This is a genomic window from Rhizobacter sp. P2_D12 (genome assembly GCF_056404395.1).
Map to the genome: position 1 here is coordinate 39415 of NZ_JBFUEB010000008.1, position 13378 is coordinate 52792.

The window sequence follows — 13378 nt, forward strand, 5'->3', positions numbered from 1 at the left end:
CCCCCGGAGGCGCTCCGCGCCCCCCCCTCAAGGGGGCGCCGCCAGTGGCCCGGCAAAGCCGGTTCCACGGCGGCCGCTGGATGGCAGCCTGGCTCACGCCATGGCTGCTGCCGGCGATCGGGCTGCTGGCGATGTACGGCCCGAGCTTCTTCGACCTGCTGCACGGCATCTGGCGCACCGACGAGCAGGGGCACGGGCCGATCGTGCTCGGCATCTCGGCCTGGCTGCTGTACCGCGCCTGGCCACGCGCGATGTCGCTGCCGGACGACCGGCCGCGGCCGCTGGCCGCCTGGCTGCTGCTGCTGCCGGCCGCGTTCTTCTACGCGCTAGGGCGCTCGCAGGGCATCCTGATCCTCGAGATCGGCTCGCTGGTGTGGATGCTGGCCGGCCTGGTGCTGCTGCTGCGCGGCCCCGGCGCGCTGAAGGCGATGTGGTTCCCGCTCTTCTTCATGGTCTTCATGATCCCGCTGCCGGGTTCGCTGGTCGATGCGCTGACGCAGCCGATGAAGCTCGCGGTGTCGTACGTCGCCGAGAACATCCTGTACCACCTGGGCTACCCGATCAGCCGCACCGGCGTGATCCTGCAGATCGGCCAGTACCAGCTGCTGGTGGCGGATGCCTGCGCCGGGCTGCACACGCTGTTCACGCTCGAGGCGCTGGGCCTGCTGTACCTGAACCTGGTGCGCCACGCCTCGGTGGTGCGCAACGTCGCGCTCGCGGTGCTGATCGTGCCGATCAGCTTCTGCGCCAACGTGATCCGCGTGATGGTGTTGACGCTGATCACCTTCCACTTCGGCGACGAGGCCGGCCAGGGCTTCCTGCACGGCTTCGCCGGGCTGGTGCTGTTCATGGCGGCGCTGCTGCTGATCACCGGCGCCGACACGCTGCTGCGGCTGGGTATCCGGCGCACGGGGACGGCATGAGCTTGCGCATCACCCCCATGTGGCGCCGTGCCGCGACGACCTTGCTGCTGATGCTCGGCGCCGTGGTGCTGGCCCAGGCCTTCACGCCGCGCGCCCGGCTCGCTGCACTGAGCAGCGACCTGAAGCTCGAGGCGGCGATCCCGCAGGCCTTCGCCGGCTGGCGCGTCGACCCGAACGCGTTCGCGCAGGTCATCAACCCGCAGCAGGCCGCGCTGCTGAGCACGCTGTACGCGCAGACGCTGACGCGCACCTACATCGGCCCGGCGGGCGAGCGCGTGATGCTGTCGATCGCCTACGGCACCGCGCAGGCCGGCGAGCTGGAGCTGCACCGCCCCGAGGTCTGCTACGTCGCGCAGGGCTTCGCGATCCGCGCCGGCGGCCACTCGGCGGTCGCGACCGACGCATCGCCGGTGCCGGTGCAGCGCCTGCTGGCGCGGCTGGGCGGGCGCAGCGAGCCCATCAGCTACTGGATGCGCGTCGGCGATGACGTGATCCCCTCCGGCGTCGAGCAGCAGGTGTCGCGCCTGAAGCAGGGGCTGCGCGGCTGGATCCCCGACGGCCTGCTGTTCCGCGTCTCGACGCTGTCGACCGAGCCGGCCGCCGCGTACGCGCAGCACGAGCGCTTCATGGCCGACCTGCTGCAGTCCGTCGACCCGCGCACGCGCCGCTTCCTGGTCGGGCCGGTCAGCCCGTCCCGCAGCCCCGGCGACGCAAGCGTCGCCGCCACCGCGCCATGAACACACCCGATGTCTCGGTCATCGTCGTCAACTACAACGGCCTGCGCTTCCTGCCCGCCTGCCTGGACAGCGTGCGCGCCGCGCTGCAGCGCCACAGCGCCGAGGTGATCGTGATCGACAACGCGTCGGTCGACGGCAGCCAGGCCTTCCTGCGCACGCGCCCGGACATCCGCTACATCGAGTCGCCCGACAACCTCGGCTTCACCGGCGGCAACAACCGCGCGGCGCGCGAGGCGCGCGGGCGCGTGCTGCTGCTGCTGAACAACGACACGCGCTGCGACATGCCGCTCGACCCGCTGGTCGAAGAGGCGCTGCAGGCCGACGTCGGCGTCGCCGGCTGCCACCTGGTGTATGGCGACGGCCGCCTGCAGTACTCGGTCGGCTTCGAGCACACGCCGGCGCGCATCGCGCTGTCGTGGCTGGGCCTCGAGAAGCAGTGGCGCACGCCCGACGTGTTCCGCCGCGTGCAGACGCGCCCGGCCTTCTATGCCGCATCGCACGGCCGGGTCGACTGGGTGTCGGGTGCCTGCCTCGCGACGCGACGCGACGTGTGGGAGCGCCTGGGCGGCCTGGACGATGCCTTCTTCATGTACTGCGAGGACGTCGACTACGGCCGGCGCGTGCGCCAGCTGGGCCTGCGCGCCGCCTACCGGGCCGACGTCACCGTCACGCACTACGAAGGCGCGGGCAAGGCCTGGGCCGGCCGCGCAACGGTGCTGCGCACGCTGCGCTCTTACCTGCTGTTCGCGAGCAAGCACTTCGGCAAGGCCGCGGCTTCGCGTCTTGCCCTGTCGCTGGGCGTCRTGTTCTCGGCCAAGGCACTGGCCCACGCCGGCCGCGCGGTGATGTCGAACAACCCCGAGCGCCGCGCGCTGCAGCGCGACAAGCGCAACGGCTATTTCAATGCCGCGCGGCAATCCTTTGCCGCGTGGTGGAAGCACGCACCCGTGGTGGCCCAATGAGAGCAGCCGGCCGCCTCCTTTGCCTGATCGCCTTTGTCTCGCTGCTGTCGCAGTTCGGCAAGACGGTGCTCGGCATGGCCCACGTGCCCAACCTGATCCCGCCGCTGCGCGACGGCCTGCTGCTGCTGCTGGTGTTCTACGCGCTGTCGCGCACCGACGTCTTCAAGGCGCGCAGCTTCTACCTGTGGACGCTGCTGTGCATCGCCTGCATCGCCGCCAACGTGTTCGTGGCCGCGTTCGAGGACCACCACATCCCCGGCCTGTACTTCGCCCGCATCTACATGCTGCCGCTGATGTTCGCGATCGCGCTCGAAGGCATCGTGCTGCGCGCAAGCGACGACGACGCGCGCGCGCTGCTGCGGATGGCCTTCTGGTGCGGGCTGGCGGTGGTGCTGACCGCGTTCGCGATCTTCGCCGCCGTCGAGGTCAACCCGCGCCTGCTGCGCAACCTGATGGGCGACGACACCGGCACCGGCCCGCTGGCCAGCGCCTGGTACATCGCCGGCGGCACCTTCCTGCGCATGGGCCTGCCGGCCACCGGCCCGAACTCGCTCGGCCTCGCGGTCGGCCTGTACGCACTGCTGGTCGGCGGCGTGCTGTTCTCGCGCAAGCCGCGGCCCGTGCCCACGCCCTTCGTGGTCGCCGCGCTGGTGCTCGCGCTGCTGGCCGTCGCGATGACCTTCTCGCGCAGCAGCTGGCTCGCGCTGGTGCTGGGCGGCGCGGCGCTGGTGCTCGCCTGCGTGCCCGCCGGCGTGCTGTTCAGCCCGGCCAACCTGACCCGCATGGTGCTGGCCGGCGCGGTGCTGCTGTCGCTGATGGCGCTGGCGCTGCTGCTCGCCGACAGCTACAGCGACGGCGCCATCACCCGCTGGGCGACGCTGAACGCGAGCGGCACCGACCCGTCGATGGTCGGCCACCACAAGTCCTTCGTCATGGCCGCCGAGTCGCTGGACGACTACGCCTGGCACGGCTACCCGAAGGGCACCGTCGGCGCGCGCGCCGCGCTGTTCGGCGGCATGCTCTACAACGTCGAGAACAGCTTCCTGGCGGTCTACTACGACATGGGCCTGCCGATCGGCACCGTCTTCATGCTGGCCATCGCCGGCATGCTGTCGGGCCTGTGGGCGCACCGCAGCCAGTGGTCCGCGCTGATCGCCTTCACGCTGTGCGCCTTCTTCCTGCCCTACAGCTTCGAGCCCGACATCGTCGTGTTCTTCCTGTTCGTCTTCACGCTGCTCGGGCGTTTCATGCACGCCTCGGCCCGCGTGTTCGCGCCGCCGCGCCCACCTTCCCTGTACCAGTCCACCCTCGCCTCGCATGAACTTGCCTGATGCGCCCGCCCCCACGGCGCCGCGCGTGCTGCTGCTCTCGCCTTTCCTGTACGGAGAGTCCTCGTCCAACGGCGGCGCCGCGCTGTGCCATGCCCAGCTGAAAGCGCTGGCCGGCTTCGCGACGCTGGCCTTCCTCGGGTTTCGCGGCGCCGACGCCGGCGAGCGCGACGCGCGCGACCTGGCCAGCCTGCAGTCGCTGTGCACGCTGGTCGACAGCGTGCCGCTGGCCATCTCGCGCGGCCAGGTGCTGCGCGCACGGCTCGGGTCGCTGGCCTTCGGCGAGCCGGAGCTGGCCCGCCTGTGCCGCACGCCCGAGATGGAAACCGCGCTGCGCTCGATGCTGCAGCGCTTCCGGCCCGACGTGGTGTGGATCCAGTTCCCGCAGATGGCGCAGTACGTCGAGCTGTGCGGCGGCGTGCCCTGCGTGATGGACGTGCAGGACGCCTACACGCTGTCCGGCTTCCGCCAGGCGCAGCGCGCGCCCGGGCCGCGCAACTGGCTGAACTGGGTGGCCTGGGCGCGCTACGAGGCGCGCCACTACCCGCGCTTTGCCGCCGCGCTGACGCTGTCCGAACAGGATGCCCAGGTGCTGCAGGCGATGAGCCCGGCCACGCGCGCGATGTCGATGGGCCTGCCGCTGGCCGACGAACGCGTGCTGCACCTGCCGGCCGTCAGCGCCGTCGCCGGCCAGGTGGGTTTCGCCGGCAGCTTCGGCCACCAGCCCAACCTCGAAGGCATGGGCTGGTTCCTGCGCGAGATCTGGCCGCGCGTGCGCGAGCGCCTGCCGGCCGCGCGCTTCGTCGTCGCCGGGCGCAACCCGCCGGCCAGCCTGGTCGCGCAGGCCGGCGACGGTGTCGAGTTCAGCGGCTTCGTGCCCGACATCCATGCGTTCTACGCCAGCAACAGCGTCACCGTGGTGCCGCTGGTCAGCGGCGGCGGCGTGAAGATCAAGACGGTGGAGGCGATGCTGGCCGGCTCGGCCGTCGTGTCGACCCGCATCGGCGTCGAAGGCACCGGCGCGCTGGACGGCTGCCATGCGATGGTGGCGGATGATGCGCAGGCCTTCGCCGAGCGCGTGGTGCGCGTGCTGTCCGACCAGGAACTGCGGGCCCGCCTGTCCGAGGCGGCGCGCGCGCATGCCGGCGTCGCCTTCTCGGAGCGTTCGTGGCGCGAGCGCGTCGCGGCTTCGCTGGCGGAGGTGACCGCGTGAGCACGATGCCGCCGCGGGCGCCGCTCGACGCCGCGCCCAAGGTCTCAGCCGCGCGCGGCACGCTGTGGGCCTACATCCAGAACTGGGCCGCCCGCGGCATCACGCTGCTGGTGTTCTTCGTGCTCGCGCGGCTGCTGACGCCCGCGCAGTTCGGCACCTTCGCGGTCGCGATGGTGTTCCTGACGCTGGGCGAGATCTTCGTCGAGCAGCTGTTCTCCGGCGCCATCGTGCAGCGCAACGAGCTCTCGCACGAGCACCTGGATGCAGCGTTCTGGGCCACGCTCTCGATCGGCCTGCTGCTGGTGCTGCTGACCCTGCTCGCAGCCCCGGTGTTCGCGCGCGCCTTCGACAGCCCCGAGGTCGCGCCGCTGATCGGCGCGCTGGCGCCGGTGTTCGTGCTGATGGCCCTGGCGAGCGTGCCGGCCAGCCTGCTGCGGCGCGCGCTGAACTACCGGGCGCTGGCGCAGCGCAGCGCGCTGTCCAACCTGGTCAGCGGCGGCGTCGCGATCGGCGCCGCCGCGCTCGGCTGGGGCGTCTGGGCCTTCGTCGCGCAGCAGCTGTGCTTCCACCTGGTCGGCACCATCATCCTGTGGCGCAACGAGAGCTGGCGGCCACACCTGCACGTGCCGCGCAGCGCGCTGAAGCAGATGAGCGGCTTCTCGACGCGGCTGATGCTGGTGAAGCTGCTCGACCTGGTCGAGACCCGCATCGTCGAGCTGGTGGTCGGGCACCGGCTCGGGCTCGCGACGCTCGGCAACTACGCGCTCGCCACGCGCGCGCACCAGGCCGCGGCGCAATTGCTGGCCGCACCGCTGTGGGATTCATCGATCGCGGTGTTCGCAAGGCAACAGGGCGACCCCGCCGCGCTGGCGCGCGCGCTGGCCGAACGCGCAAAACTCGCCGCGCTGCTGATCGTGCCGGCCTTCCTGTTCGCCGCCGCCAGCGCACCGCTGCTGGTGCCCGCCGTCTTCGGCCCGCGCTGGAGCGGTGCATCCGGCGCGTTCCAGGTGCTGTGCGTGCTGGGCGCGTTGCGCGCGGTGATCTTCCTGTTCGGCTCGATGCTCCAGGCCACCGGCCATCCGGGGGCCTCGGTGCGGGTCGGCATGGTGCGCACCGCGGCCACCGTGGCCGCGCTGTTCGCGCTGCTGCCCCTGGGCCCCACCGGCGTCGCCGCCAGCCTGCTGGTGGCCCAGCTGGTGGCCTTGCCGGTGCTGTTGCATGCACTGCGCCGACACGTGGGCATCGGCGCGCGTCAGATGGCCGCGGCCGTCGCGCGGCCGGTGCTGGCGGCGCTGCTCGCCGCCGGGGCTGGCGCGGCAGTTGCATCGCACTGGTCGTCCTTGCAGTCCCCCATCGTCGGCGCTGCAGTCGCGCTCGGCACCTGTGTCCTTCTTTTCCTGATCCTCGTGATGACGCTCATGCCCGAGACCTTGCGCCACCTGTTGCGCCGCCTGCCCGGCATCCGAAGTTTCAACGGCGGCACCCGCATCCGCGTCGTCGGCGCCTTCGGCGAACGCAACTTCGGCGACGACCTGCTGATGTGGAGCATGCACCGCTGCCTGCGCGCGAAGAACGCCGATGCGCGCATCTCGGTGGCCGTCAGCGAGCCGCGCGAGAGCGGCTACGTGCAGGCGAGCCTGCCTTTCGTGCAGATCGAGCGCCGCTTCAAGCCGATCCCGGCGCGCTGGGACGTCGAGATCCTCGCCGGCGGCACGCAGTTCTTCAGCTTCCCGGGCCGCGGCGTGGCCAAGCCGCGTGCCGCCCTGTGGGCGCGCATCCGCGCGCTGCTGCGCGACGAAGGAGCGCTGCACGCTGCCACGCGCCTGCTGCTGCGCCCGCTGATGCCGGTGCCGGATCGCTATGCCGTGGGCATCGGCGTCGGGCCCTTCCTGGCCGGCAACGAACTCGAATCGCGCCGCGTGCTCGAAGGCATGCAGCGCATCTGGCTGCGCGACGTCGAGAGCACGGAGTACCCGCGCAAGTGGGGCCTGGCGCAGATCGAGGATGGCGCCGACATCTGCTTCGGCTCCGACCTGCTCGACCTGCCGCCGCAGAGCGCGCTGCCTCAGCGGCCGCGCACCGTCGGCGTGGTGATCCGCGGCTGGGGCTATGCGACCGAGGCGGCGAACTTCCAGATCGCGATGCTCGATGCGGTGCGGCAGCTGCAGGCGCAGGGCTTCGAGGTGCGGCTGTTCGCGTTCTGCGAACCGGCCGACCATGAACCGATCGCCTACTTCAAGGCCAACGGCGTCGAGGTCGACACCTGGGACCCGGAACGGCGCAGCACCGGCGACTACCTGGCTGCGCTGCAGGCCTGCGATTTCTTCATCACCGCGCGCTTCCACGGCGTGGTGATCGCGTCGCTGCTGGGGCGTCCGGCGATCGGCGTGGCGGTGGATCCGAAGGTGCGCCAGATGTGCGCCAAGCTCGGCCTGCACGACTTCGTGTGGGAAGCGCCATTCGACTCGCAGCATCTGACGCCGCTGGTGGATGCGATGCGGGAACGCTGGCCGGACGTGGTGGTCACAGTCGAGCGCCAGCGCCAGCAGGAGCGGGCCGCGGCGGATCGCATGCTGGCGCGCATGCAAGCGGAGGTCTTTCGATGAAACGCTCTAGCCTGTTCTCGTGGTGGGTCGCTGCCACGGTGTCCCTCGGCCTGCTGCTCGGCAGCACGGCGTTCGCGGCCGGCCCGTACCGGCTCGGCATGTACTACTACCCCGGCTGGTCGCCCGGCATCAAGGGCGAGAACCAGGCCGACACCTGGGTCGCGATCAAGAAGTTCCCGGAGCGCGAGCCGATGCTCGGCTGGTACCGCGACGACCAGGCGCGCACGCTGGACCGGCAGATCGACTGGATGGCCGATGCCGGCATCAACTTCATCGTGTTCGACTGGTACTGGGAGAACGCCAAGCCGGCGCGCCAGACCTCGGTGCTGGCCTTCCTGGCATCGGCCAAGCGCAGCCGCCTGAAGTACGGGCTGCTGTGGGCCAACCACACGGCCGAGCCGAAGACGCTGGCCGAATGGGATGCGCTGGTCGACTTCTGGGTCAGCAACCATTTCAACCGGCCCGAGTACGTGCGCATCGACAACAAGCCGGCGATCTACATCTTCTCGCCCGACGTGCTGCGCGCGCAGGCCACCGCGATGCAGGTGACGACCGCGCAGTTGCTCGACCGCGCGCGCGCCCGCGCCGTGGCGGCCGGCCTGCCGGGCATCTACTTCGTGCTGGGCGTGGTGGCCGCGCGCTACTGGGTGCTCGACTACGCGGTGCGCTCGGGCTTCGACGCGATGAGCGCCTACAACCTGCACTTCGCGATGGCCGGCGAGGACAACACCAAGGGCCCGATCTCGGAGAACTACGACCAGCTCGACAAGGCCTACCGCACGCAGTGGGACTGGATCCTGAAGAACACCAAGATCCCGTACTTTCCGCCGATGACCTCGGGCTGGGACAAGTCGCCGTGGGGCGGCAGCACGCCGGCGGCGCACGACAACTCGGTGTCGACGCCGGACACCTTCGAGGCCCACCTGCGGGCCGCCAAGGCGATGATGGACGCCTACCCCGACAAGACCAAGCGCACCGGCATGCTGTGCTGCTGGAACGAGTTCGGCGAAGGCTCGTACATCGAGCCGACCAAGAAGTTCGGCATGCGCTACCTCGAGAAGGTGCAGGATGTCTTCGGCCAGTGACGCACCCTCCCGCGCAGCCCTGCGCGTGACGGTGCTGCTGCCGCGGCACCTGGATGCCGCCGCATGGTCGCAGCGCCACGCGCGCGGCGAGGTGCCCGATGCCACGCCCTACGGCTACCACCATGCGCTCGCGCAGGGCTGCCGCCTGGCGTTCTCGCGCGCTACGCCCACCTGGCCCGGCCCGCTCGGCTGGGTCGACCGGGCCGTTCGCAAGCTGCTGGGTTTCGACCTGCGCCACGTGTGGGCCAACCGCAGCCGGCTGGGCATCGACCAGGCCGACGTCGTCTGGACGCACACCGAGTACGAGCACCTGGGCGTGGGCCTGCTGCGCCGGCTGGGCCTGCTGCGCGGCGCGCCGCTGATCGCGCAGTCGATCTGGCTGGTCGACGAATGGCGCGGCTGGTCGGCGCTGCGGCAACGCGCGGTGCGCTGGCTGATGCGCGACGCCGAGGCCGCCACCTTCCATTCGCCGCTGAACATGCAGCAGGCGCGCCAGCTGGGCCTGGGGCAGCGCCAGGCGATCGTCGAGTTCGGCATCTCGCTGGACAGCTACCCGATCGCCGCCGGGCGCGTGCAGCCGGTGCTCGACGGCACGCGGCCACTGCGCGTGCTGGCGCTGGGCAACGACCGGCACCGCGACTGGGCCACGCTGGCGCAGGCGCTGGGCGGGCGTGCCGGCGTCGAGCTGCGCATCGGCTCCAGCCATTTCCCGCCGCGGCTCGCGCAGCCCAACATCAGCGCGCGGCCGCTGACGCAGCAGGAGGTGGTCGACAGCTATGCCTGGGCCGACGCGGTGGTGGTGCCGCTGCACGAGAACCTGCATGCCTCGGGCCTGACCGCGGTGCTCGAGGCGACGGCGCGCGGCGTGCCGGTGCTCGCCACGCGCGCCGGCGGGCTGGACCACTACTTCGGCGACGACGCGATCGCCTTCTGCCGGCCGCACGATGCCGCCGACCTGTGGCACGCGCTCGACGCGCTGGCCACGCAGCCCGGCCGCCGCGAGCGCCAGGTGGCCGCGGCGCAGCAGCGGCTGCAGCAGCGCCGCTTCAGCTCCGAAGGCTTCGCGCTGCGCCACGTCGACCTGAGCCGCCAGCTGCTCGAACCGGTGCACGACGGCGCGCCGGTCCCCCTGACGCCACCGCCCCGCACCTCATGACCTCGACCTCCGTTCGCCGCCCGCGCCTGGGCGTGGATTTCCACACCTGGGACGGCATCTTCCAGGGCTCGCGCAGCCACATCCTCGGGCTGTACCGCGAGGCGATCCGGCTCGCGCCGGACATCGACTTCGTGTTCCTGCTCGACGGCGTCGACAGCCTGCGCGATGCGCACGCCGAGTTCCGCGCCCCGAACGTCGAGCTGGTGCGCATGCCGCACCGGCGCGCACCGCTGCGGCTCGGCCTGCAGCTGCCGTGGCTGCAGTGGAAGCACCGCATCGACCTGCTGCACATGCAGTACCGGCTGCCCTTCGTGCGCACCGGTGCGTGCGCCTGCACCATCCACGACCTGCTGTTCGAGACGCACCCGCAGTTCTTCCCGCGCAGCTTCGTGCTGCAGTCCAAGCTGACCTTCCGCCATGCGGCCAGGCGTGCGCAGCGGCTGTTCGCCGTCAGCCAGTTCTCGAAGGGCGAGATCGCGCGGCTGTACGGCGTGCCGGCAGACGACATCGCGATCACCTACAACGGCGTCGATCCGCAGCGTTTCAGGCCGGGGCCCGACGGCGCCGACGAGGTGCGCGCGCTGGGCCTGGAGCCGGGCCACTACCTGCTGACCGTGGGCCGGCTGGAGCCGCGCAAGAACCACGAGACGCTGATCCATGCCTATGCGCAGCTGGGCCCCGACGCGCCGCCGCTGGTGGTGGTGGGCCAGCGCGATTTCAGCTACGCGCAGATCGACCGCGCGGTGAGCGCGCACGGGCTGCAACAGCGCGTGCGCTTCCTGTCGTCGGTGGGCGACGGCGTGCTGCCGGCGGTGATGCGGCATGCGCTGCTGTTCGCCTATCCGGCGTTCGCCGAGGGTTTCGGCATGCCGGTGGCGGAGGCGATGGCCAGCGGCGTGCCGGTGATCACGTCGAACACCACCTCGCTGCCCGAGGTGGGCGGCGCGGCGGCGCTGTATGCCGACCCGAACTCCAGCGCCGAGCTGGCGGCCGCGTTGCGCCAGGTGCTGGCCGATGCGCCGCTGCGCGCACGCATGCGCGAGCAGGGCCTGGAGCAGGTGAAGCGCTTCGACTGGCAGCGTTCGGCGCAGGTGCTGGTGGACGGCGCCCGCAGCTTCTTCGAACCGGGGCGCATTCCGGCCCCTGCACAGCATTGACGACCATGACCAAGACCTTGCGCATCCTCGGCACGCGCGGCGTGCCGGCCGCCCACGGCGGCTTCGAGACCTTTGCGGAACACCTGGCGCTGTACCTGGTGGAGCGCGGCTGGCGCGTGATCGTGTACTGCCAGGAGGACGGCGTCGGCCCGGTGTTCGAGGACAGTTGGCGCGGCGTCGAGCGCGTGCGCATGCCGGTGGCCGCGGCGGGGCCGAAGGGCACGATCGAGTTCGACTGGATGGCGACGCGCCATGCCGCGAGGCACCGCGACCTGTGCCTGACGCTCGGCTACAACACGGCGGTGTTCTGCGCGCTGCTGCGGCTGAAGGGCATCCCGAACCTGATCAACATGGACGGCATCGAGTGGTCGCGCGCCAAGTGGGGCGGTGCCGCCAAGACCTGGTTCTGGATGAACGACTGGGCCGGCTGCTGGCTGGGCAACCACCTGGTGGCCGACCACCCGGAGATCAAGCAGCACCTGGGCACGCGCGTGAACGCGAACAAGGTGACGACGATCGCCTATGGGGCCGACCCGCTGCACGACGTGCCGGACGAGCGCGTGCGCGGGCTGGGGCTGGACCCGGGGCGCTACCTGACGCTGGTGGCGCGGCCCGAACCCGAGAACTCGATCCTCGAGGTGGTGCAGGGTTTCTCGCGCGCGCCGCGCGGCGTGACGCTGACGGTGCTGGGCAACTACTCGGCCGACAACGCGTACCACCGCGCGGTGAAGGAAGCTGCGAGCGCCGAGGTCAAGTTCGTCGGCGCGATCTACGACAAGCCGACGGTGCAGGCGCTGCGTTTCCACAGCCTGGCTTACGTGCACGGGCACCAGGTCGGCGGCACCAATCCGTCGCTGGTCGAGGCTCTGGGCGCGGGCAATGCGGTGATCGCGCACGACAACCGTTTCAATCGGTGGGTGGCGGGGCCGCAAGCGGGGTACTTCTCGGGCGCGGACGGGTTCGCGACGACGCTGGAGGCGGTGTTGAAAGATCCGGCGCGACTGGCGGCGATGCAGCAGGCGAGCCGCGCCCGTTTCGAAGAGTGCTTCACCTGGAACCACATCCTCGGGCAGTACGAGCAACTGCTGCTGCAGTGGCTGCCGATGCCGCGCACCGCAGCGCGTGAACAAGGCGGTGTTTCTTGAGCTTGGCTTGGGTCGAGCATCCCGGATTGGCATCCGAAGCAAGCGCAGCGCGCGACCCATGGAGCGAAGCGACCGGGGGGCCGTCGTCACATCCATTCAGGGGGGTAGTCACACTCACCGGCCTTGAGCTTGCTTACGATCGCTTGTTGCCCCCGGCGAAATCGAGAGAAGCCATGATGACCCTGCCTGTCGAGGTCGAAGTTGCCAAGGCCCTGGCCGACGACTCCGCATCCGTCACCATCCGCGGCGTGCGCCTGGCGCTCGACGAACTGCTCGATCCTCGACTTGCCGACACCGCCTACCTCGACGACCTGCGCGCGCAGATGCAGTCGGCCGCGCCCTTCCCGCACATCGTCGTCGAGGACTGGTTCAACCCGCGCCTGCTCGAGCTCGTGCGCGACGAGTTCGACGTGCTGCCACGCGACCACTGGAGCACGCAGACCAATGCCTATGCGCGCGTCGAACGTTCGCGCGTCGGCTCGCGCTTGGGGCCGGCCAGCCAGCTCTACTTCTGGACCCTCGGCTCGAGCTTCTTCCTGCACGTGCTGTCGCACATCAGCGGCGTCGTCGACCTGGTGCACGACGCCCACCTGTTCGGCGGCGGCCTGCACGAGACACTGCCCGGCGGATCCTTCGGCATCCACGTCGACTTCGATCGCCACCCCCGCACCGCGCTGCACAACGAGATGGTGCTGCTCACCTACCTGAACAAGGACTGGCAGCCGCCGTGGAACGGCGCGCTCGAGCTGTGGGATGCCCAGCGCGGCCAGTGCATCAAGACCATCGAGCCCGAGTTCGGCCGCTCGGTGCTGATGTGCCACGGCCGCACCCACTACCACGGCCACTCGCACCCGCTCGCCGTGCCGGCCGGCGTCACGCGGCGGTCGGTGGCGTCGTACTACTACGCCAACCGCTTCGCGCGCGAGGACCGACGCGAAGCCATGCTGTCCACCTACCTGTTCGCCACCCGCAGCGACCGCAGCAAGCAGTTCCTCAAGCAGATCCTGCCGCCCTTCGTCGTCACGGCGATCAAGCGGCTGACGCGCCGATAATCCCAAACCCGCAC

The 13378-nt window shown here is 70.9% G+C and carries 11 protein-coding genes; all 11 read left to right on the forward strand.

All coding sequences use genetic code 11. The annotated features are described in order from the left end of the window. Positions 1-80 precede the first annotated feature (80 nt). Positions 81-923: an exosortase B gene (gene xrtB / locus AC1DYN_RS04135; protein ID WP_477957839.1), complete on the forward strand. Its 843-nt coding sequence runs from the start codon at positions 81-83 to the stop codon at positions 921-923. Then, entirely contained in the window at positions 920-1660 is a 741-nt protein-coding gene (gene epsI / locus AC1DYN_RS04140; RefSeq protein WP_477957840.1) for an exosortase-associated protein EpsI, B-type, read from the forward strand. The genes xrtB and epsI overlap by 4 nt, the downstream gene beginning before the upstream one ends. Next, positions 1657-2622 carry a glycosyltransferase family 2 protein gene (locus tag AC1DYN_RS04145; protein WP_477957841.1) on the forward strand — a complete coding sequence of 322 codons (966 nt, stop codon included), beginning with the start codon at positions 1657-1659 and terminating at the stop codon, positions 2620-2622. Before epsI ends, AC1DYN_RS04145 begins: the two co-directional genes overlap by 4 nt. Next, positions 2619-3953: a hypothetical protein gene (locus tag AC1DYN_RS04150; protein WP_477957842.1), complete on the forward strand. Its 1335-nt coding sequence runs from the start codon at positions 2619-2621 to the stop codon at positions 3951-3953. Before AC1DYN_RS04145 ends, AC1DYN_RS04150 begins: the two co-directional genes overlap by 4 nt. Further along, positions 3940-5163 (forward strand): glycosyltransferase, encoded by a 1224-nt coding sequence (locus AC1DYN_RS04155; protein ID WP_477957843.1) that lies wholly within the window; start codon positions 3940-3942, stop codon positions 5161-5163. Before AC1DYN_RS04150 ends, AC1DYN_RS04155 begins: the two co-directional genes overlap by 14 nt. A 5-nt stretch (positions 5164-5168) precedes the next feature. Beyond that, entirely contained in the window at positions 5169-7769 is a 2601-nt protein-coding gene (locus AC1DYN_RS04160; RefSeq protein WP_477957884.1) for an oligosaccharide flippase family protein, read from the forward strand. Continuing rightward, positions 7766-8854 carry a glycoside hydrolase family 99-like domain-containing protein gene (locus AC1DYN_RS04165; protein ID WP_477957844.1) on the forward strand — a complete coding sequence of 363 codons (1089 nt, stop codon included), beginning with the start codon at positions 7766-7768 and terminating at the stop codon, positions 8852-8854. Before AC1DYN_RS04160 ends, AC1DYN_RS04165 begins: the two co-directional genes overlap by 4 nt. Then, the gene (locus tag AC1DYN_RS04170; protein ID WP_477957845.1) at positions 8838-10010 is read left to right on the forward strand and encodes a glycosyltransferase; all 1173 of its coding nucleotides are present in this window, start codon (positions 8838-8840) and stop codon (positions 10008-10010) included. The genes AC1DYN_RS04165 and AC1DYN_RS04170 overlap by 17 nt, the downstream gene beginning before the upstream one ends. Continuing rightward, complete coding sequence (locus AC1DYN_RS04175) at positions 10007-11167, forward strand: glycosyltransferase family 4 protein (RefSeq protein ID WP_477957846.1); 1161 nt, start codon at positions 10007-10009, stop codon at positions 11165-11167. The genes AC1DYN_RS04170 and AC1DYN_RS04175 overlap by 4 nt, the downstream gene beginning before the upstream one ends. 5 nt (positions 11168-11172) lie before the next feature. Next, positions 11173-12312, forward strand: coding sequence for a DUF1972 domain-containing protein (locus tag AC1DYN_RS04180; protein ID WP_477957847.1), 1140 nt, complete (start codon positions 11173-11175; stop codon positions 12310-12312). A gap of 173 nt (positions 12313-12485) precedes the next feature. Beyond that, a complete protein-coding gene (locus tag AC1DYN_RS04185; RefSeq protein ID WP_477957848.1) occupies positions 12486-13364 on the forward strand; it encodes a 2OG-Fe(II) oxygenase in 879 nt (292 codons plus the stop codon). Positions 13365-13378 lie beyond the last annotated feature (14 nt).